We start from the raw sequence: 20370 nt of genomic DNA on the forward strand, positions 1-20370 counted from the left end.
TGGCGACATGACGACGCGGATCAACCCGAGCATCCTCGCTGCCGATTTCGCCAACCTCGAGCGCGAGCTCGGGCGCATCTCCACGGCAGACCTCGTGCACGTCGACATCATGGACAACCACTTCGTGCCCAACCTGACATTCGGGCTGCCCATGGTGCAGCGGTTGGCGCAGGTGAGCCCCATCCCGCTCGATGTGCACCTCATGATCGACGATCCCGACCGGTGGGGGCCGGGCTACGCAGAAGCGGGCGCGCACTCCGTGACCTTCCACGCCGAAGCCGCGGGCGAGCCGGTCGCCCTCGCCCGGCGGCTGCGCCACATCGGGGCGCGGGCGGGTATCGCACTCAAGCCGGGCACCGATGCGACGCCATACCTCGACCTGCTGCCCGAGTTCGACCAGGTGCTCGTGATGACGGTCGAGCCGGGATTCGGCGGCCAATCATTCATTCCCGAGACGATGTCCAAGCTCGCACGCATCGCCGACGCCGTTCAGGACGCCGGGCTCGACGTGTGGCTGCAGGTCGACGGCGGCATCACCGCCGACACGATCGGCATCGCTGCCGAAGCCGGCGCGAACACGTTCGTCGCGGGATCCGCGGTCTACAACGGCGACGACCCGGCACAGCGCATCGCCGAGCTCCGCGACGCCGCGGCGGCGCACCCGCATTCGCACCGGTAGCCTAGACGGGTGAAGACATTCGACGAGCTCTTCGTCGAGCTGAGCGACAAGGCCCGCACCCGTCCCGAGGGTTCCGGCACGGTGCGCGAGCTCGACGCCGGAGTGCACGCCATCGGCAAGAAGATCGTCGAAGAGGCTGCCGAGGTGTGGATGGCCGCCGAATACCAGAGCGACGACGAGACGGCCGAAGAGATCTCGCAGCTGCTCTACCACCTGCAGGTGCTCATGCTCGCGAAGGGCCTTGCACCCGCCGACGTGTACCGACATCTCTGATCACGTCCATGACCGATCAGACCAGTCGACACGAAAGCCGCGAAATGCCGAACCAGCCAGTACTCCGAATCGCCGTGCCCAACAAGGGCTCGCTCGCCGAGACCGCCGCGCAGATGCTCTGGGAGGCCGGCTACACCGGTCGCCGTGACCCGCGCGACCTGCACACCGCCGACCCCCGCAACGGTGTCGAGTTCTTCTACCTGCGCCCGCGCGACATCGCGACGTACGTCGGGTCGGGCGCGCTCGACGTCGGCATCACGGGCCGCGACCTCCTGCTCGATTCCGGCTCCGACGCCGTCGAGATCGCCCCGCTCGGCTTCGGCGACTCGACGTTCCGCTTCGCCGGCCCCGCCGGAGCGTTCTCGGAGCTCGCCGACCTCGAGAGCGTTCGGGTCGCGACGAGCTACCCGGGCCTGGTCGGCGACTTCCTCGCCGGCCACGGCGTGACCCCTTCCAAGCTCGTGAAGCTCGACGGCGCGGTCGAGTCGGCGGTGCGCCTCGGCGTGGCCGACGCGGTCGCCGACGTCGTCTCGACCGGGTCGACACTGCGCCAAGCCGGGCTCGAGATCTTCGGACCCGTCATCCTCGATTCAGAGGCCGTGCTGATCGGATCCGGTGCCGACAAGCCCGGCGCGGCCACCCTGCTGCGTCGACTGCAGGGGGTGCTCGTCGCCCGCCAGTACGTGATGCTCGACTACGACGTTCCCGTCGCGCACCTCGAGCGCGCGACGGCCGCCGCACCCGGATTCGAGTCGCCGACGGTGTCGCCGCTGCACGACCCCGATTGGGTCGCGGTCCGGGTCATGATCCCGCGCGTCGACATGAACCACGTCATGGACGAGCTGTACTCGCTCGGCGCACGCGCGATCCTCGTGAGTGCCATCCACGCGGCACGGTTGTGAGTTCGAGATGTCACTCGCCGTCCGTGTGATCCCGTGCCTCGACGTCGCCGCAGGTCGCGTTGTCAAGGGCGTGAACTTCCAGAACCTGCGCGACGCCGGCGACCCCGTCGAACTCGCCGCCCGCTACTCCGAGCAGGGTGCCGACGAGCTCACGTTCCTCGACGTCACGGCGACCGTGGACGACCGCTCGACCACCTACGACATGGTGCAGCGCGTTGCCGAGCAGGTCTTCATCCCGCTCACCGTGGGCGGTGGGGTCCGCTCCGCCGAAGACGTCGCGCGCCTGCTCGGCCACGGCGCCGACAAGATCGGCGTCAACAGCGCCGCGATCGCCCGCCCACCGCTCATCGGCGAGATCGCCGACCGGTTCGGCGCGCAGGTGCTCGTGCTCTCGCTCGACGTGAAGCGGTCGGGCCGCACCGCGTCGGGCTTCGTCGTGACGACGCACGGCGGGCGCACCGAAACCGACCTCGACGCCCTCGAGTGGGCGCGACAGGCCATCGAACTCGGCGCGGGCGAGCTGCTCGTGAACTCGATCGACGCCGACGGCACGAAGCAGGGGTTCGACCTCGAACTCACCTCGCTCATGCACGAGTTGTCAAGGGTGCCCGTGATCGCCTCGGGCGGTGCCGGAGCAGTCGCGCACTTCGCCCCGGCGGTGGCCGCGGGCGCCGATGCCGTGCTCGCGGCATCCGTGTTCCACAACGGCGAGATCTCGATCGGCGAGGTGAAGGCCGCCTTGGCGGCCGATGGGAGGATCGTGCGATGACGAACCCCGCAGCGTCGACCGCCGCGCAGGCCGTCGATCGCGCTGTGTTCAACGATCAGGGACTGCTGCCGGCGGTCATCCAGCAGTGGGACACGGGCGAGATGCTCATGCTCGGGTGGATGGACCGCGAGGCCCTTCACCGCACCCTCACCGAAGGGCGCGTGACGTTCTGGTCGCGCTCGCGGCAGGAGTACTGGCGTAAGGGCGACACCTCGGGGCACGTGCAGTACGTGCGCTCGGCCGCACTCGACTGCGACGCCGATACGCTCCTCGTACGCGTCGAGCAGATCGGCGTCGCCTGCCACACCGGTACCCGCACCTGCTTCGACGGCGATCCGATCGACGTCGTGCAGGGCTTTCCGCCTTCCGACTGAAGAGTCCGCCCGCCGACTGACGACGAGGAGAGACCGTTGGCCGTTGCCACGACCACGTTCGACGAATTCACCCGACTGCTCACGGGGCGCCGCGTCGTGCCCGTCGTGCGCGAGCTGTTCGCCGACGGCGAGACGCCCGTGGGCATCTACCGAAAACTCGCCGACGGGCGCCCGGGCACCTTCCTGCTCGAGTCGGCCGAACAGGGCGGCATCTGGTCGCGGTACTCGTTTGTGGGGGTCTCGTCATACGGCGTCATCACCGAGGCCGACGACCGGGTCGAGTGGCTCGACTACGGCCTCGACGCAGGGCGGGCATTGGGCGATGCCGCCGACCTGCCCCCGCTGAGAGCCCTCGAGGCGATGTTCGACCGCTGGCGTACCGAAGACGTTCCTGGTGCGCCGCCGCTCACCGGCGGGCTCGTGGGATTCATCGGCTGGGAGGCGGTGCGGCAGATCGAGCACCTGCCGAACCGGCCGCCGGCCGAGTCGAGAATCCCCGGTCAGGCGTTCTCGTTCGTCGCCGAACTCGTCGTCATCGACCACCGCACGGGCACGGTGCAGCTCATCGCGTCCGTGCTCAACGACGCAGACGAGCCGGCCGACGCGCTCTGGCAGGGTGCGCAGGCGCGGCTCGACCGCATGCAGCAACGGCTCGCGCAGCCGGCCGAGGCGTGGCTCGCCGACATCGACCTGTCGCGCGCCGCCGAGCCCCGGCATCGTACCGAGCGCGACGACTTCCTCGGCGCCGTCGACCGCTCGAAGCTGCACATCCACGACGGCGACGTCTTCCAGGTGGTCATCTCGCAGCGGTTCGAGCACGAGGTCACGGCGAACCCGCTCGACGTGTATCGCGTGCTGCGCAGCCTCAACCCGAGCCCGTACATGTACTTCGTGCACCTCGAAGACGTCGCGGGCGAGCCGTACTGGATCGTGGGTTCCTCGCCCGAAGCGCTCGTCAAGGTTCAGGGCGGCCGCGTGTTCACGCATCCGATCGCCGGGTCGAAGCCGCGCGGTGCGACACCCGAAGAGGACGCCGATCTCGAGGCGGAGCTCATCGCCGACCCCAAAGAGCAGGCCGAGCACCTGATGCTCGTCGACCTCGCCCGCAACGACCTCGCCAAGGTCTGCACCGCGGGATCGGTCGAGGTGACCGAGTTCATGCGCGTCGAGCGGTTCAGCCACATCATGCACCTCGTCTCGTCGGTCGAGGGCGACCTCGCACCCGGTACGAACGCCATCGAGGTGTTCCGTGCGACGTTCCCGGCGGGCACGCTCTCGGGCGCGCCGAAGCCGCGCGCGCTCGAGATCATCGACGACCTCGAGCCCGCGCAGCGCGGTCTCTACGGGGGAGTCGTCGGCTACTTCGGGTTCGGCGGCGACGCCGACCTCGCGATCGCGATCCGCACGGCGACGATCGCCGACGGCATCGCCCACGTGCAGGCCGGGGCCGGGCTCGTCGCCGACTCCGACGCCGACTCCGAGTTCGAGGAGTCCCGCAACAAGGCCGCCGCGCCGCTGCGCGCGGTCGCGGTGGCGAACGCGATGCGCCGGATCGCGTCGTGAGGGCCGATCGCATGAAGGTGCCCGCGATCCTCGCCACGGTCGTCGGGGCGGGGCTGGCGCTGCTGTCTTGGAGCCAGACCTGGTACGAGCTCGTGCTCGCGAGCAATGCCGGCGGCGGGGCATCCGATGCCATCGCGGTCGCCGGCAGCATCGCGTCACCGGCGCTCGCGGCGCTCGGCCTCGCCGGGCTCGCCCTCGTGGCCGCCCTCGCGATCGCGGGACCGGGCATCCGCATCATCCTCGGCGTCCTCGAGGTGCTGCTGGGCGGCTCGATCGTGCTCGCCGCTTCGCTCTCGATCGGCGATCCGGTGGCGGCGGTCTCGCCGGCCGTGACGGATGCCACGGGGGTGGCCGGTTCCGAACCGACCGCGGCGCTCGTGGGCGCGGTGGTGGCCACGTTCTGGCCGACGGCCGCGGTGATCGCCGGGCTCATCCTGATCGTCGCAGGGGTGCTCGTGCTCGCGACCGGAACACGCTGGCCCGCGTCGTCGCGCCGATACCGTGGAGCGCGTCTCGAGCAGGCCGGCCCGGGCCAAGCCGCGCAGCCGTCATCCGACCACGCTATCGACGACTGGGACGAACTGAGCCGAGGCGACGACCCGACCGACGACATCGTCCCGACCGATGACACGGGCCCGACCGATGACACGGGCCCGACCGAACCGAACCGCTAGACTTGCGGGCGAAACCCCCGCGCACGAAGGAGCATCATGAGCACTGAGACCGCAGATCCCGGCCACGGACACTCGCCCGCGGCATGGACCGCCGTCACGATCATGCTCGTGGCTTTCACGATCGGCACGATCGCCTTCTTCTTCGACGCGCAGTGGCTCGTCTGGGCATCGGCGGGGCTGCTCCTCGTCGGCGCCATCGTGGGCTGGCTGCTGGCGCGCGCCGGCTACGGAGTCGGCGGCTCGAAGGTCGCCGAGAAGGCTCACTGAGTGCTCGCCGACCTGACGGCGAACTCGGTCGCCGACGCGCTCGCGCGCCGCGAGACGAAACCGCTCGCCGACGTCGAGGCCGCAGCGCTCGCGCGCCCGCCCGCGCTCGACGCGCTCGAGGCACTGCGCCCTGCCTCGCACATCAAGATCATCGCCGAGATCAAGCGATCCAGCCCCTCGCGGGGCGCGCTCGCGCAGATCGCCGACCCGGCGGCCCTCGCTCGCAGTTACGAGCTCGGCGGCGCGAGCGCGATCAGCGTGCTCACCGAGGGTCGCAAATTCGGCGGTTCGCTTGCCGACCTCGAAGCCGTTCGGGCCGCGGTGGCCCTTCCCGTGCTGCGTAAAGACTTCATTGCGACGCCCTACCAGGTGTTCGAGGCCCGGGCGGCGGGCGCCGATCTCGTGCTGCTCATCGTCGCGGCGCTCGACGACACAACGCTGCGCGAACTGTACGACCTCATCGTCGCGCTCGGCATGACCCCGCTCATCGAGACGCACTCCGCCGACGAACTCGAGCGTGCGGCCGCGCTGGGCGCGCAGCTCATCGGCGTCAATGCACGCGACCTGTCGACCTTCGAACTCGACCGCGATCTCTTCGGGCGACTCGCCGATCGGTTCCCCGACGGAGCCGTCCGCGTCGCGGAATCCGCCGTGCTCTCACCGGCCGACGTCGCGCATTACCGTGCATCGGGTGCCGATGTGGTGCTCATCGGTGAAGCCCTCGTCACGGGCGACCCCATCGCAAACCTCTCAGCATTCCTGGCGGTGTGACATGGCGCTCAGAGCGCAGACCGGTCCGTACTTCGGCGATTTCGGTGGGCGATTCGTGCCCGAATCCCTCGTCGCCGCCCTCGATGAACTCGGCGAGGCCTACGACCTGGCCAAGCTCGACCCGGCCTTCGGTACCGAGTTGGTCGAACTCGGGCGCAGCTACACCGGCCGTCCGTCGATCATCACCGAGGTACCTCGCTTCGCGTCGCACGCCGGTGGGGCGCGCATCATCCTGAAGCGCGAAGACCTCAACCACACCGGCTCGCACAAGATCAACAACGTGCTCGGGCAGGCATTGCTCACCAAGCGCATCGGCAAGCCGCGCGTGATCGCCGAGACGGGTGCCGGGCAACATGGCGTCGCCACGGCGACCGCTGCCGCGCTGTTCGGGCTCGAGTGCACCGTGTACATGGGCGAGGTCGACACCGAGCGGCAGGCGCTCAACGTCGCGCGCATGCGCCTGCTCGGCGCTGAGGTCGTTGCGGTCAAGGCAGGGTCGCGCACCCTGAAGGACGCGATCAACGAGGCGATGCGCGACTGGGTCACCAACGTAGAGACGACCAACTACATCTTCGGCACGGTCGCCGGACCCCATCCGTTCCCCGAGATGGTGCGCGACTTCCAGAAGGTCATCGGCGAGGAGGCCAGGGCCCAGGTGCTCGAGCTCACCGGAGCCCTGCCCACAGCGGTGGCCGCATGCGTCGGCGGCGGTTCGAACGCGATCGGCATCTTCCACGCATTCCTCGACGATGCCGACGTGGGCCTCTACGGTTTCGAGGCCGGCGGGGAGGGCGTCGACACCGAACGCCACGCGGCGACCATCACCAAGGGGCGCCCGGGCGTGCTGCACGGCGCCCGCAGCTACCTCCTGCAAGACGATGACGGCCAGACCATCGAGTCGCACTCGATCTCGGCGGGTCTCGACTACCCGGGCGTCGGTCCCGAGCACTCCTGGCTCGCCGCGATCGGACGGGCCGAGTACCGCCCCGTCACCGACGCCGCGGCGATGCAGGCGCTGCGCCTGCTCACCCGCACCGAGGGCATCATCCCCGCGATCGAGTCGGCGCACGCCCTCGCGGGAGCGATCGAACTCGGGCGCGAACTCGGCCCCGACGCGACGATCCTCGTGAACCTCTCGGGCCGCGGCGACAAAGACATGGAGACGGCTGCGACGTACTTCGGCCTCTACGACCAGGAGGCGGGCGAATGAGAACGGTCGGGCCGGTCATCGCGCGGCGCAACGACGAGGCATCCGGCGCCCTCATCGGGTACCTGCCGGTCGGATTCCCCACTCTCGATGAGAGCATCGACGCGGCGGTCGCCATCGTCGAGAACGGCGTCGACGTGCTCGAACTCGGCCTGCCGTACTCCGACCCCGTGATGGACGGCACCGTCATCCAGGCAGCCACGCAACACGCACTCGCCGGCGGATTCCGGCTCGCCGACGGCTTCGAGGCGGTGCGGCGCATCACCGAGCGCGTCGACGCGCCGGTGCTCATCATGACCTACTGGAACCCCGTGGTGCAGTACGGCGTCGACCGATTCGCCGACGACCTGGCCGCGGCCGGCGGCGCGGGCCTCATCACACCCGACCTGATCCCCGACGAGGGCGCCGACTGGATCGCCGCGTCAGAGCGCACCGGGCTCGACCGGGTGTTCCTCGCCGCCCCGACATCGACCGAAGCCCGCATTGCGCGGGTCGTCGAGTCGAGCCGCGGTTTCGTGTACGCGGTGTCGACGATGGGCATCACCGGCGCCCGCGCCGACGTCGACCGCGCCGCGCGCACGGTCGTCGAGCGCTTGAAGTCGGCGGGCGCGCCCGCGAGCTGCGTGGGCGTCGGCATCTCGACGGCCGCCCAGGTCGCCGAGGTGCTCGAGTACGCCGACGGCGCGATCGTCGGTTCGGCGCTCGTGAAGGCCCTGGCCGAGGGCGGCGTCGCCGCGGTCGGCGAGCTCGCGGCCGAGCTGACGCGCGGCACGCGCCGCGAGTGAAGTACGCTGACTCTGGCCTTCACGGCCAGCAGTCGCACGAGGAAAGGCAAGAAGCCGAGTGATCGCCCCGTTCAGCATCCCGAGTCCCGGCCCCGAGTGGCGTGCCCTCGAAATCCCCGTGCCGTGGGGTGTCCTCACGATTCAGACCTACGCGCTCTGCATCCTCGTGGGCATCGTCCTGGCGGTCATCATCACGTCGCGCCGCCTGACCAAACGCGGCGCCGAACCGGGGGTCGTTCTCGACGTGGCCCTGTGGGCCGTGCCGCTCGGCATCATCGGCGCGCGGCTGTACCACGTGTTCACGCATCCCGACGACTACTTCTTCGAGGGCGCCAACGTCTTCAATCCCTTCCAGCCCGGTGCCATCTGGAACATCTGGGAGGGCGGCAACGCCATCTACGGCGCGCTCATCGGCGGGGCGATCGGTGTCATCATCGGCTGCCGGTTCACCGGACTGCGCTTCTGGTCGTTCGCCGACGCGCTCGCTCCCGGCCTGCTGGTCGCCCAGGCCATCGGCCGGCTCGGCAACTGGTTCAATCACGAGCTGTTCGGTTCGCCGACCGACCTTCCGTGGGGTCTCGAGATCCCGTCCGACAACGCCGCGTTCCCGGCGGGGCTCGCCGACGGCACCCTGTTCCACCCGACCTTCCTCTACGAGCTCATCTGGAACCTCGCCGGCGCGGCGGTCATCGTGCTGCTCGAGCGCAAGGTGAACCTGCGGTGGGGCAAGGCCTTCGCCGTGTACCTCATCTGGTATGGGCTCGGCCGCTCCTTCTTCGAGTCCATCCGCCTCGACCCGAGCGAGATGTTCCTCGGCATCCGGGTCAACGTCTGGGCTTCTTTCGCCGCGGTCGTGCTCGGCATCGTGATCTACCTCGTGCAGCGTCGCAGGCACACCGGCGACGAGCCGAGCCCCTACGTTCCCGGACGTGAATGGAAGGAACCCGACGCTGAGGTAGAATCGGACGAAATCGAGTCCGACTCCGACTCTCTCGACGATGGCGTCGAGGGCGAGAACGATCCCCAGGGCGAGACGGCGGCCACAAGCCCGAGCCGTCCCACCTCCTCAGCGAGGTAGCCCGCCGAGTTCTCCGAAGCTGCGCCGCACCATGCGCAGCGACACCCCCTTGAAGGGCCGACGACGTCCCCCGCTGCAAATGAGTTTGATGAGGACGGTCTCTGTGTCGCTCACCCCACCCTTCGCGAGGTTCGGTTCGGTTCCCCCTGCCCAGGGCATGTACGACCCCGGCGCCGAGAGAGACGCGTGCGGCCTGGCCATGGTCGCGACGCTGCGCGGCACGGCGGGGCACGACATCATCACCGCGGCGCTCGACGCGCTGCGCAACCTCGAGCACCGCGGCGCGGTCGGCTCCGACGCCGGCACGGGTGACGGCGCCGGGATCATCACGCAGATCCCCGACGGCTTCCTCCGCGCGGTCACGACGTTCCCGCTGCCCGCGGCCGGTTCGTACGCTGTGGGCAACGCGTTCCTTCCGGTCGACCCCACGACGCGAAGCACGGTCAAGCGCAAGCTCGCCGAGCTTGCGGCCGCAGAGGGCCTCGAGATCCTCGGCTGGCGCGAGGTCCCCGTGCGGCCCGATGAGCTCGGCACGCTCGCACGCGCGGCGATGCCCGTGGTGCAGCAGCTCTTCGTGCAGTCGTCGGCGACAACGTCGATCGGCGAGCGGGTGGCGGGCATCGCGCTCGACCGCCTCACCTTCCGTCTGCGCAAGCGCGCCGAGCGCGAACTCGAGCTCTACTTCGCGTCGCTGTCGTGCCGCACGCTGGTCTACAAGGGCATGGTCACGACGCTGCAGCTCGAGCCGTTCTACCCCGATCTCTCCGACGAGCGGTTCGCGTCGAAGCTGGCGCTCGTGCACTCGCGGTACTCGACGAACACGTTCCCCTCGTGGCCGCTCGCGCAGCCGTTCCGCATGATCGCGCACAACGGCGAGATCAACACCATCCAGGGCAACCGCAACTGGATGCGCGCTCGGCAGTCGCAGCTCGAATCCGACGTGCTCGGCGACCTGGCGCCGATCCTGCCGATCGTCACGCCGGGCGCCAGCGACTCGGCATCGTTCGACGAGGTCGTCGAACTCCTGACCCTCGCGGGTCGCAGCCTGCCCCACGCCGTCATGATGATGGTTCCCGAGGCGTGGGAGAACCAGACCGAGATCACGCCCGAGCGGCGCGCGTTCTACGAGTACCACTCGATGCTCATGGAACCGTGGGACGGGCCGGCCGCGATCGTCTTCACCGACGGCTCGCTCGTCGGCGCCACGCTCGACCGCAACGGATTGCGACCGGGCCGGTACGTCGTCACCGACGACGGGCTCATCGTGCTCGCGAGTGAGATCGGCGTGCTCGACATCGCGCAGAGCCGCATCGTGCGCAAGGGCCGGCTGCAGCCCGGCCGCATGTTCCTCGTCGACACCGAGGCCGGCCGGCTCATCGAAGACGACGAGATCAAGGCCGACCTCGCCGCTGCCGAGCCGTGGAGCGACTGGCTCCATGAAGGGCGCATCCGCCTCTCCGACCTGCCCGAGCGCGAGCACATCGTGCACCCCCCGGCCTCGGTCAACCGTCGCCAGCGCACGTTCGGCTACACCGAAGAAGAGGTGAAGATCCTGCTCGCGCCGATGGCGCGCACCGGCGCCGAGCCGCTCGGCGCCATGGGGTCCGACACGCCCATCGCGGTGCTGTCGAAGCGCCCGCGCCTGCTCTTCGACTACTTCACGCAGCAGTTCGCCCAGGTGACGAACCCGCCGCTCGACTCGATCCGCGAAGCCGTCGTCACGTCGCTCGGCACCTCGCTCGGACCCGAGCGCAACCTGTTGAGTGCCGGGCCCGAGCACGCGCGTCAGGTCTCGCTCTCGTTCCCCGTGATCGACAACGACGAACTCGCGAAAATCGTGCATATCGACCCGTCGCCCGGGCGACGGACCGCGGTGACGATCCGCGGCCTCTACCGTTTCGACGAGGGGCCGAACGCGATGCGCGACCGGCTCGCCGCGATGTGCGCCGAGGTCGACGAGGCGATCGACGAGGGCGCGGCCTTCATCGTGCTGAGCGACCGCGACTCCAACAAGGACCTCGCGCCCATTCCCTCGCTCCTCATGCTCGCGGCGGTGCATCACCACCTCATCCGTGCCGAGAACCGTATGAAGGTCGGCCTCGTCGTCGAAGCAGGCGACGTGCGCGAGGTGCATCACGTCGCGCTCCTCGTCGGGTACGGGGCATCCGCGGTGAACCCGTATCTCGCCATGGAGACCTGCGAAGACCTCGTGCGGTCGGGCGTGATCACAGGTATCACGCCCGAAGAAGCCGTGCACAACGTGATCAAGGCGCTCGGCAAGGGCGTGCTGAAGATCATGTCGAAGATGGGCGTCTCGACGATCTCGTCGTACGCGGGTGCGCAGGCTTTCGAGGCCATCGGGCTTTCCGACGAGTTCATCGACGACTACTTCACCGGGACGACCTCGAAGCTCGGCGGCGTCGGTCTCGACGTCATCGCCGCCGAGAACCTCGACCGGCACACGGCCGCCTACCCCGAAGACGTCGCCGTGCGCGCGCACGAGCGTCTCGACACGGGCGGCGAATACCAGTGGCGGCGCGACGGCTCACCGCACCTGTTCAACCCCGACACGGTGTTCCGCCTGCAGCACTCCACGCGCAACCGTCGCTACGACGTGTTCCGCGAGTACACGTCGCTCGTCGACTCCCAGGCCGAAGAGCTGCTCACGCTGCGCGGCATGTTCGCACTGCGCACCGGCACCAGGGCTCCCGTGCCGATCGACGAGGTCGAATCGGTCGAATCCATCGTGAAGCGCTTCTCGACGGGCGCGATGAGCTACGGGTCGATCTCGAGAGAGGCTCACGAGTCGCTTGCGATCGCGATGAACCGCCTCGGCGCGAAGTCGAACACGGGTGAGGGCGGCGAAGACCTCGACCGGCTGCTCGACCCCGAGCGGCGCAGCGCCATCAAGCAGGTCGCATCGGGCCGGTTCGGCGTGACGAGCATGTACCTCACGCACGCCGACGACATACAGATCAAGCTCGCCCAGGGTGCGAAGCCCGGTGAGGGAGGCCAACTGCCGCCGACGAAGGTCTACCCCTGGGTCGCGCGCACACGTCACGCGACTGCGGGCGTCGGCCTGATCTCGCCGCCGCCGCACCACGACATCTACTCGATCGAAGACCTCAAACAGCTGATCTTCGACCTCAAGCGCGCCAACCCCAAGGCGCGCGTGCACGTCAAGCTCGTGAGCCAGTCAGGCATCGGCGCAGTCGCCGCCGGCACGGCGAAGGCTCTCGCCGACGTCATCCTCGTCTCGGGGCACGACGGCGGCACCGGGGCGAGCCCGCTGAACTCGCTGAAGCACGCCGGCACGCCTTGGGAGCTCGGCCTCGCCGAGACCCAGCAGACCCTCATGCTCAACGGCATGCGCGACCGCGTCGTCGTACAGGTCGACGGCCAGCTCAAGACCGGTCGCGACGTCGTGATCGGGGCGCTGCTCGGCGCCGAGGAGTTCGGCTTCGCCACGGCCCCCCTCGTCGTGCAGGGCTGCGTCATGATGCGCGTCTGCCACCTCGACACCTGCCCCGTCGGCGTTGCCACGCAGAACCCAGAGCTGCGCAAGCGATTCACCGGCAAGCCCGAGTTCGTGGTGAACTTCTTCGAGTTCATCGCCCAAGAGGTGCGCGAGTACCTCGCCGAGCTCGGCTACCGTTCGCTCGACGAGATCATCGGCCGGCGCGAACTGCTCGACGTCGACCGGGCGCTCGACCACTGGAAGGCGTCAGGTCTCGACCTCACGCCGGTGCTCGTCGGACCCGACTTCTCGGAGTCCGACCCGCGGCGCAACACCCGCCCGCAAGACCACGAGCTCGAACAGCACTTCGACAACGAGCTCATCCGCCGGTCGAGCCTCGTGCTCGACGACGGCGGCACGGTCGAGATCGCGCTTCCCATCAAGAACACCGAGCGCGCGGTCGGAACCATGCTCGGGCACGAGGTCACACTTCGGCGCGGCGAGCATGGCCTGCCGACCGGTTCCATCGACGTCACCCTCACGGGTTCGGCGGGGCAGTCGCTCGGTGCGTTCCTGCCGAGCGGCATCACGCTGCGACTCGAGGGCGACTCGAACGACTATGTCGGCAAGGGCCTTTCGGGCGGTCAGATCGTGGTGCGCCCGCCGCGCGACAGCGGCTTCGTCGCCGAGCGCAACGTCATCGCCGGCAATGTCATCGGCTACGGCGCGACGCGCGGCAGCATGTACATTCGCGGCATCGTCGGCGAGCGGTTCCTGGTTCGCAACTCGGGTGCGACCGCGGTCGTCGAAGGCGTGGGCGACCACGCGCTCGAATACATGACCGGGGGGCTCGCGCTGATCCTCGGTGAGACCGGCCGCAATCTGGGCGCTGGCATGTCGGGCGGTACCGCCTATGTGCTCGACCTGCGCGAGGGCCGCATGAACCGTGAGTCGCTCACGAGCGGGGAGCTCGAACTGCTCCCGCTCGGCAGCGCCGATCGCGAGATCGTGCGCGACCTGCTCGTGCAGCATCTCGCCGAGACCGAATCCACGGTGGCGGCCGCGCTGCTCGACGACGGTGACGCCGCGTTCGACCGTTTCACCAAAGTGCTGCCGCGCGACTACGCCGCGGTACTCCGTACCCGTCAGAGCGCGGTCGACGAGGGGCTCGACCCCGACGGCGACGTGGTCTGGACACGAATCCTCGAGGTGACGAATGGCTGACCCGAAGGGCTTTCTGAAGGTCACCGAGCGCGAACTGCCCAAGCGCAGGCCCGTTCCGGTGCGCATCATGGACTGGAAAGAGGTCTACGAGCAGGGCGACCCGGCGCAGCTGCGCCGACAGGCCGGCCGTTGCATGGACTGCGGCATCCCGTTCTGCCACCAGGGCTGCCCGCTCGGCAACCTCATCCCCGAATGGAACGACCTGATGTACCGCGGCGAGGGGCGCGCGGCCATCGAGCGACTGCACGCGACGAACAACTTCCCCGAGTTCACCGGGCGTCTCTGCCCGGCGCCGTGCGAGTCCGCGTGCGTGCTGGGAATCAACCAGCCTGCGGTCACGATCAAGCAGGTCGAAGTCTCGATCATCGACCAGGCGTTCGGCAACGGCTGGGTGCAGCCGCAGCCGCCTGGGCGCCTGACGGGCAAGACCGTCGCCGTCGTGGGCTCGGGGCCCGCGGGGCTCGCCGCCGCCCAGCAGCTCACGCGCGCGGGTCACACCGTCGCCGTATACGAGCGCGACGATCGCATCGGCGGGCTGCTGCGCTACGGCATTCCCGACTTCAAGATGGAGAAGAAGCACCTCGACCTGCGACTCGCGCAGATGACGGCCGAGGGCACCCGCTTCCGGGCCGGCGTCGACATCGGCGTCGACATCACGTGGGATCACCTGCGCGAGCGATACGACGCGGTCGTCGTGGCCACCGGGGCACTGGTTCCGCGAGACCTCCCCGTGCCGGGCCGCGACCTTCCCGGCGTGCACTTCGCCATGGAGTACCTCACCCAGTCGAACCGGCATCTCGCCGGTGACGAGGTGTTCGACCAGATCAGTGCAGAGGGCAAGCATGTCGTCGTGCTCGGCGGCGGCGACACCGGTGCAGACTGCATCGGAACCGCACACCGGCAGGGTGCGCTGTCGGTCACGAACCTGGCCATCGGCCGACAGCCGGGCGAGGCTCGACCCGAGCACCAGCCGTGGCCGATGCATCCGACCGTCTTCGAGGTGCAGAGCGCCCATGAAGAGGGCGGCGTGCGTCAGTACCTCGCCTCGACCGTCGAGTTCCTGGCGAACGAGGTCGGCGAGGTCCGCGCCATCCGCGTCGCCGAGACCGAGTACCTCGACGGGCGCCGGGTGCCGAAGGCCGGCACCGAGCGTGAGATCCCCGCCGATGTCGTGCTGCTCGCCCTGGGCTTCACCGGCCCCGAGTCGCGGGCCCTCGACGAGCAGTTGCAGCTCACGGTCACCGACCGCGGCAACCTCGCTCGCGAGGCAGACTACGCGACCGCGCAGCCGGGCGTCTTCGTCGCCGGCGACGCCGGCCGCGGCCAGTCGCTCATCGTCTGGGCGATCGCCGAGGGCCGTGCTGCGGCATCCGCCGTCGACCGGTACCTTGAAGGTGACACCTCGCTGCCGAGTCCCATCGCGGCGACGGCCCGCGCGATCTCCATCTGACCCGACGCGCCGATCGGCGCGCCGTTCGACCATCACGAGCGCTTCGGCGCGCAACACCGGGAGCACAATCACATGAGACGAGCGAAGATCGTCGCCACCCTCGGGCCGGCGACATCGAGCTACGACCAGATCCGCGCGATCATCGATGCGGGCGTCGACGTCGCCCGCATGAACCTCAGCCATGGCACGTACGACGTGCACGAGGGCGTCTACCAGAACGTGCGCAAGGCGGCGAGCGACTCGGGCCGTGCGGTGGCCGTGCTGGTCGACCTGCAGGGGCCGAAGATCCGCCTCGGCAAGTTCGAGAACGGACCCCATGAGCTCGCCGAAGGTGACATCTTCAAGATCACCACCGAAGACATCGTCGGCACCGAAGAGATCGTCGGAACGACCTTCAAGGGACTCCCGAACGACGTCAAGCCGGGTGACTTCCTGCTGATCGACGACGGCAAGGTTCGCGTCGAGGTCGTCGAGACCGATGGCGTCGTCGTCACCACTCGCGTCGTGGTCGCGGGCCCGGTCTCGAACAACAAGGGCATCAACCTGCCCGGCGTCGCGGTCAACGTGCCGGCGCTCTCCGAAAAGGACGAGGCCGATCTGCGCTGGGGCCTCGAGCTCGGCGCCGACCTCATCGCCCTGTCGTTCGTGCGCAATGCCGCCGACATCACCCGGGTGCACGAGATCATGGACGAGGTCGGCCGGCGCGTGCCGGTCATCGCGAAGATCGAGAAGCCCCAGGCCGTCGATGCGCTCGACGAGATCACCGAGGCGTTCGACGCGATCATGGTCGCGCGCGGCGACCTCGGCGTCGAGCTGCCGCTCGAGGCGGTGCCCATCGTGCAGAAGCGCGCGGTCGAGATCGCACGGCGGCTCGCGAAGCCGGTCATCGTCGCCACGCAGATGCTCGAGTCGATGATCCACAGCCCGGTTCCCACCCGTGCAGAGACGTCGGATGTCGCGAACGCCGTGCTCGACGGCGCCGATGCGGTCATGCTCTCGGGCGAGACGAGCGTGGGGGAGTATCCCGTCGTCACGGTCGAGACCATGGCTCGCATCGTCGAGTCGACCGAGCAGCACGGCCTCGAGCGCATCCTGCCCCTGGGCACGAAGCCGCGCACGCAGGCGGGCGCGATCACGCTCGCGGCGGTCGAGGTGGCCGACTTCGTCGAGGCCAAGTACCTCTGCGTGTTCACCGAGACCGGCGAGACGGTTCGACGGATGTCCCGCATCCGCTCGGTCATCCCCATCCTCGCCTTCACGCCCGACCCGGCCATCCGCCGCCGCATGGCGCTCAACTGGGGCGTCGAGTCGTTCATCGTCGACCGGGTGACGCACACCGACCAGATGGTCGGCCAGGTCGACGACGTGCTCGCCAAGACCGGCAAGGCCGCGAAGGGCGAGCGGGTCGTCATCATTTCGGGTTCCCCTCCCGGCATCCCGGGCACCACGAACGACGTGCGCGTGCATGTCGTCGGCGACGTGCTCTAGCCCGCACTCCGAAGGGAGCCGGCCCTTGGGCCCGGCTCCCTTCGGCACGTCCGGGGTTCGACATCGGTCGCAGGTGTGATCGCCGAAGGGGGATGCGAACCGGGGCGATTCGGAGGAGCATGGGCTCGTGCGAGCTGCGACGGCTCGCGTATGCGACGCGGATCGGGGATGACGATGTCGGCGAAGTCCAGCACGTCGAGCGCATCGCGGCGTCGCGAGCGACGCACTCCGAGAAGACCCGCGTCGAGTCTCGCCGAGCGATGGACCGAGGTCGACGGCGTCGACGTCTTCTATCGCGAATCGCCCGAACCGCCCGACGCGCCGGCGATGCTGCACGTGCACGGATTCGGGCTTTCGGGCCGATACCTGCTGCCCACCGCCGAGCGGCTGGCCGGTGACTTCCACACCCTCGTACCCGACCTTCCCGGGTTCGGGCGCAGCGGTAAAGCCGCCGGCCGGCTCGACGTCCCCGACCTCGCCCACGCGGCCGTGAGGTTCCTCGACGCCAAGGGTGTCGAGCGGGCGACGCTCGTCGGCAACTCGATGGGGTGCCCCGTCATCACGGAGTTCGCGTACCACCATCCCGACCGCATCGACCGTGCGGTACTCGTCTCACCGGCGGGCGGCATCTTCAACCAGCCGTTCCGCCGTGCGATGGGGCAGATCAGCCGCGACGGCACCCGCGAACCCCCGCGACTCATGAGCGTGGTGACCCCCGACTACCTGCGTTTCGGCGTGTCGAGCACGGTGCGCATGTTCCGGTCGCTCACGCAGTATCCGTCGCTCGAACGCCTGCTCGAACTGCGCATTCCGACCCTCGTGGTGCTCGGCGACCGCGATCCGTTGATGCCCGGTCCGGCGCGCGTGCAGGAGGTCGCCAGCCAGGCCGACACGCACGTGCTCATCGTGAAGATCGAGGGCGCCGCGCACGCGATCAACTTCAGCCACTCGGGCGAGCTGGCACACGTCATCCGACTGTTCATGGCCGATGAGCCGATCGTCGACGACCCGAACGAGCCAGGGCACGCCCGCCTCTACGAGATTCACCGTGGAGTGCACCACCCGCCCGCACGAGGCGGCGCGTAGCCGTTCAGGTGCCCGTGGTCAGCCCCCTTCGAGGACATTCTTGAGGTTCTCGACGAACTGGGCGTTACGCTTGGTGGCCCATCCGAGCATGCGATTCGTCATCCAGCCCATGAAGCCGCCTGCGTCGAGGTCGATGTGCCGGGTGAACCGCACCCCACCGTCGACCGGCTCGATCGTGCGGATGTCGATCGGAACGATCTTCCCCATGTCGCCGCCCTTGAGGACGACTTTATGGGGGGCCTCATAGGCGATGATCTCCTCGGTGCCCGAGACCATCCCCTTGACATCGAAGACGGTGCCCACAGCGAGTTTGCCGTCGCCTTTGGTGACGGTCGCTGACTTGACGTCCTTGTGCCAGTGCTGGTCGTTGCGCACGTCGGCGACGTACGCGAAGACCTGCTCCGCCGGCCTGGCGATGTACGTACTGCTCTCGTAGGTGATCATGTCTCCGTCCTCCTGATGTGTGCCGCTGAGGCGGCTATGGATGTCGCTCCGGGCGGATGCTCCGGGGTCGGAGCCCAACCGACGAGCGACGCTGACCCCAAGGTCCCCCTGTGCGAGCCGCGCGGCATCGGCATTCCCCGTCGGATGGCGTGAGCAGCATGGGCACTTCTACCCAGCTGTGGGCGTGCGGTGGGAGACTTGGGGATGAGGGAGACCGCCGTGAGCAATGCCGCTTCTGAGCTCGCCGAGGCCCGCGCAGCGCATCGCGGGTTCCGCTGGGACGACGCGTGCGCCGGCTTCCTCGCCGCCACGGCGCTCGAAGAACTCACCGTCGAAGACCTCGAGATGCTCGCGGAGTGCGCGCAACTCAGCGGTCGGCACGAGGCGGCGGCGGCCGCCCTCGATCGTGCCTTCGCGCTCAGAGTTGCGGCGGGTCAGATGGATGCCGCCTCCATGGACGCGTTCTGGCTTTGGAATGCATATCTGCTGGATGGCGAGATGGCCCGCGCGAACGGCTGGCTGGCTCGACTCCGCGAGGTTGCGGGCGGGTACGGCACCGAACCCGCCTGGCTGCTCGTGGCGACCGCATACGGGTGCTTCGCCACAGGCCGGTACGACGACGCACGTGCTCTGCTCGCCCCGGCGAGGGCACAGGGTCGCGAGCGGGCCGACGCCGACCTGGATGCGTTCGCCACGATGCTCACCGGACGCGCGTGGCTCAACGCCGGCGCGACGCACGAAGGGCTCGAGCGTCTCGACGAGGCGATGCTGCGAGTGACCGCGGGTGAGACGTCGCCGCGAACGACCGCATCGTTGTTCTGCGCTTCGATCGCCAACGCCGAGCTGGAGGCGCATGACCTGGCCCGTGGGCAGGAGTGGGAGCGCGCGCTCGAGGCCTGGATGTCCACGCTGCCTGCGCCGACCCTGTCGGGGCCGTTCCTCGCGAACTGCCAGGTCTACCGGGCCGTGCTGCAGCGGCGTCGCGGGGAATGGAGTGCAGCCCGGCACGAGCTCGTGACCGCCGTAGACGAACTCACCGGTGGGCACGGGGCGCGACTGGCCGGACATGCCTGCTACGAGCTCGGCGAAACTCTCCGGCTGCTCGGCGAATACGCCGACGCCGAGTTCGCCTACCGGCGGGCGAGCAGCCTCGGTGCCACGGTTCAACCCGGGCTGGGACTCATGCGCCTCGCCCAGGGGGACGTGAAGGCCGCAGCCGCCGGTGTACGACGAGCGCTCAGTGAAACGGAGCGCCCCCAAGACCGGTGCGGCCTTCTGCCGGCGCACATCACGATCATGCTTGCGGCGGGCGAGCCGGCCGAGGCTGTCGCCGCGGTCGATGAGATGGGCCTGTACGCCCACGCCTTCGGGACGACTCTGGTGCGAGTCGAGCACCTCCGGGCGATGGGTGAGGTCGCCCTGGCCGACGGCCGGGCTTCATCCGCCCTCGCGCCGCTGCGGCGAGCCGCCGAGGGATGGCGCGAGCTGGCCGCGCCGTACGAGACCGCGGTGACCTCGGTTCTCCTCGCGACCGCATATCGCGCCGTGGGCGACGAGGAGGGGGCGCAATTCGAACTCGAGGCCGCCACGGCGACCTTCGCGCAGCTCGGCGCTGCCCCCGACCTCGCCCGCGCGAGGGCTCTTCTGGCGGGGTCGACAGCGCGGTCGGCGCATGGCCTCACCCGGCGGGAGGCGCAGGTGCTGCAACTCGTCGCCGAGGGTATCACCAACCACATGATCGCCACCGAGCTGCTTCTCAGCGAACGCACGGTCCAACGCCACGTAAGCAACATCTTCGTCAAGCTCGGGGTGAGCTCCCGAACCCAGGCTGCGACCTTCGCGCTCGAGCACGATCTGGTGCGCCGCTCTCACGGCTGAG

General features: G+C 69.2%; 18 protein-coding genes. 17 read left to right on the forward strand and 1 reads right to left on the reverse strand.

The window, feature by feature from the left end:
* Positions 1 to 7: 7 nt before the first annotated feature.
* From rpe to ABD164_RS14400, 16 genes are all read left to right on the forward strand, one after another.
* Positions 8 to 679, forward strand: a complete 672-nt coding sequence (gene rpe, locus ABD164_RS14325; protein ID WP_344296967.1) for a ribulose-phosphate 3-epimerase — start codon at positions 8 to 10, stop codon at positions 677 to 679.
* 9 nt (positions 680 to 688) lie between these two features.
* On the forward strand, positions 689 to 952 hold the full coding sequence (locus ABD164_RS14330) for a phosphoribosyl-ATP diphosphatase (RefSeq protein WP_344296968.1): 264 nt from the start codon (positions 689 to 691) through the stop codon (positions 950 to 952).
* 44 nt (positions 953 to 996) lie between these two features.
* The gene (hisG, locus tag ABD164_RS14335) at positions 997 to 1854 is read left to right on the forward strand and encodes an ATP phosphoribosyltransferase (protein ID WP_344296970.1); all 858 of its coding nucleotides are present in this window, start codon (positions 997 to 999) and stop codon (positions 1852 to 1854) included.
* 7 nt (positions 1855 to 1861) lie between these two features.
* A complete protein-coding gene (gene hisF / locus ABD164_RS14340) occupies positions 1862 to 2623 on the forward strand; it encodes an imidazole glycerol phosphate synthase subunit HisF (protein ID WP_344296971.1) in 762 nt (253 codons plus the stop codon).
* Entirely contained in the window at positions 2620 to 2997 is a 378-nt protein-coding gene (gene hisI, locus ABD164_RS14345) for a phosphoribosyl-AMP cyclohydrolase (RefSeq protein ID WP_344296972.1), read from the forward strand. Before hisF ends, hisI begins: the two co-directional genes overlap by 4 nt.
* 36 nt (positions 2998 to 3033) lie before the next feature.
* Entirely contained in the window at positions 3034 to 4560 is a 1527-nt protein-coding gene (locus tag ABD164_RS14350) for an anthranilate synthase component I (protein WP_344296973.1), read from the forward strand.
* Positions 4557 to 5234, forward strand: coding sequence for a Trp biosynthesis-associated membrane protein (locus ABD164_RS14355; protein ID WP_344296974.1), 678 nt, complete (start codon positions 4557 to 4559; stop codon positions 5232 to 5234). Before ABD164_RS14350 ends, ABD164_RS14355 begins: the two co-directional genes overlap by 4 nt.
* 36 nt (positions 5235 to 5270) lie before the next feature.
* Positions 5271 to 5501: a DUF6704 family protein gene (locus ABD164_RS14360; RefSeq protein WP_344296975.1), complete on the forward strand. Its 231-nt coding sequence runs from the start codon at positions 5271 to 5273 to the stop codon at positions 5499 to 5501.
* Positions 5502 to 6272 (forward strand): indole-3-glycerol phosphate synthase TrpC, encoded by a 771-nt coding sequence (gene trpC, locus ABD164_RS14365; protein WP_344296976.1) that lies wholly within the window; start codon positions 5502 to 5504, stop codon positions 6270 to 6272.
* 1 nt (position 6273) lies between these two features.
* Complete coding sequence (gene trpB / locus ABD164_RS14370; RefSeq protein WP_344296977.1) at positions 6274 to 7482, forward strand: tryptophan synthase subunit beta; 1209 nt, start codon at positions 6274 to 6276, stop codon at positions 7480 to 7482.
* Positions 7479 to 8264 carry a tryptophan synthase subunit alpha gene (gene trpA, locus ABD164_RS14375; protein WP_344296978.1) on the forward strand — a complete coding sequence of 262 codons (786 nt, stop codon included), beginning with the start codon at positions 7479 to 7481 and terminating at the stop codon, positions 8262 to 8264. Before trpB ends, trpA begins: the two co-directional genes overlap by 4 nt.
* A gap of 58 nt (positions 8265 to 8322) precedes the next feature.
* Entirely contained in the window at positions 8323 to 9342 is a 1020-nt protein-coding gene (gene lgt, locus ABD164_RS14380; RefSeq protein WP_344296979.1) for a prolipoprotein diacylglyceryl transferase, read from the forward strand.
* 88 nt (positions 9343 to 9430) lie between these two features.
* Positions 9431 to 14023 (forward strand): glutamate synthase large subunit, encoded by a 4593-nt coding sequence (gene gltB, locus ABD164_RS14385; RefSeq protein ID WP_425545953.1) that lies wholly within the window; start codon positions 9431 to 9433, stop codon positions 14021 to 14023.
* Entirely contained in the window at positions 14016 to 15473 is a 1458-nt protein-coding gene (locus ABD164_RS14390) for a glutamate synthase subunit beta (protein ID WP_344296980.1), read from the forward strand. The genes gltB and ABD164_RS14390 overlap by 8 nt, the downstream gene beginning before the upstream one ends.
* Before the next feature lie 72 nt (positions 15474 to 15545).
* On the forward strand, positions 15546 to 16961 hold the full coding sequence (pyk, locus tag ABD164_RS14395; RefSeq protein ID WP_344296981.1) for a pyruvate kinase: 1416 nt from the start codon (positions 15546 to 15548) through the stop codon (positions 16959 to 16961).
* A gap of 174 nt (positions 16962 to 17135) precedes the next feature.
* Complete coding sequence (locus ABD164_RS14400; RefSeq protein WP_344296982.1) at positions 17136 to 18047, forward strand: alpha/beta fold hydrolase; 912 nt, start codon at positions 17136 to 17138, stop codon at positions 18045 to 18047.
* A gap of 18 nt (positions 18048 to 18065) precedes the next feature.
* Here ABD164_RS14400 and ABD164_RS14405 read toward each other — a convergent pair whose 3' ends face one another.
* Entirely contained in the window at positions 18066 to 18569 is a 504-nt protein-coding gene (locus ABD164_RS14405; RefSeq protein ID WP_344296983.1) for an SRPBCC family protein, read from the reverse strand.
* A gap of 141 nt (positions 18570 to 18710) precedes the next feature.
* Between ABD164_RS14405 and ABD164_RS14410 the strand changes: the two genes are divergently transcribed.
* Entirely contained in the window at positions 18711 to 20369 is a 1659-nt protein-coding gene (locus ABD164_RS14410; RefSeq protein WP_344296984.1) for a LuxR C-terminal-related transcriptional regulator, read from the forward strand.
* The last annotated feature ends 1 nt before the right edge of the window (position 20370 follow it).

Source organism: Agromyces neolithicus (genome assembly GCF_039529735.1).
GTDB lineage: Bacteria > Actinomycetota > Actinomycetes > Actinomycetales > Microbacteriaceae > Agromyces > Agromyces neolithicus.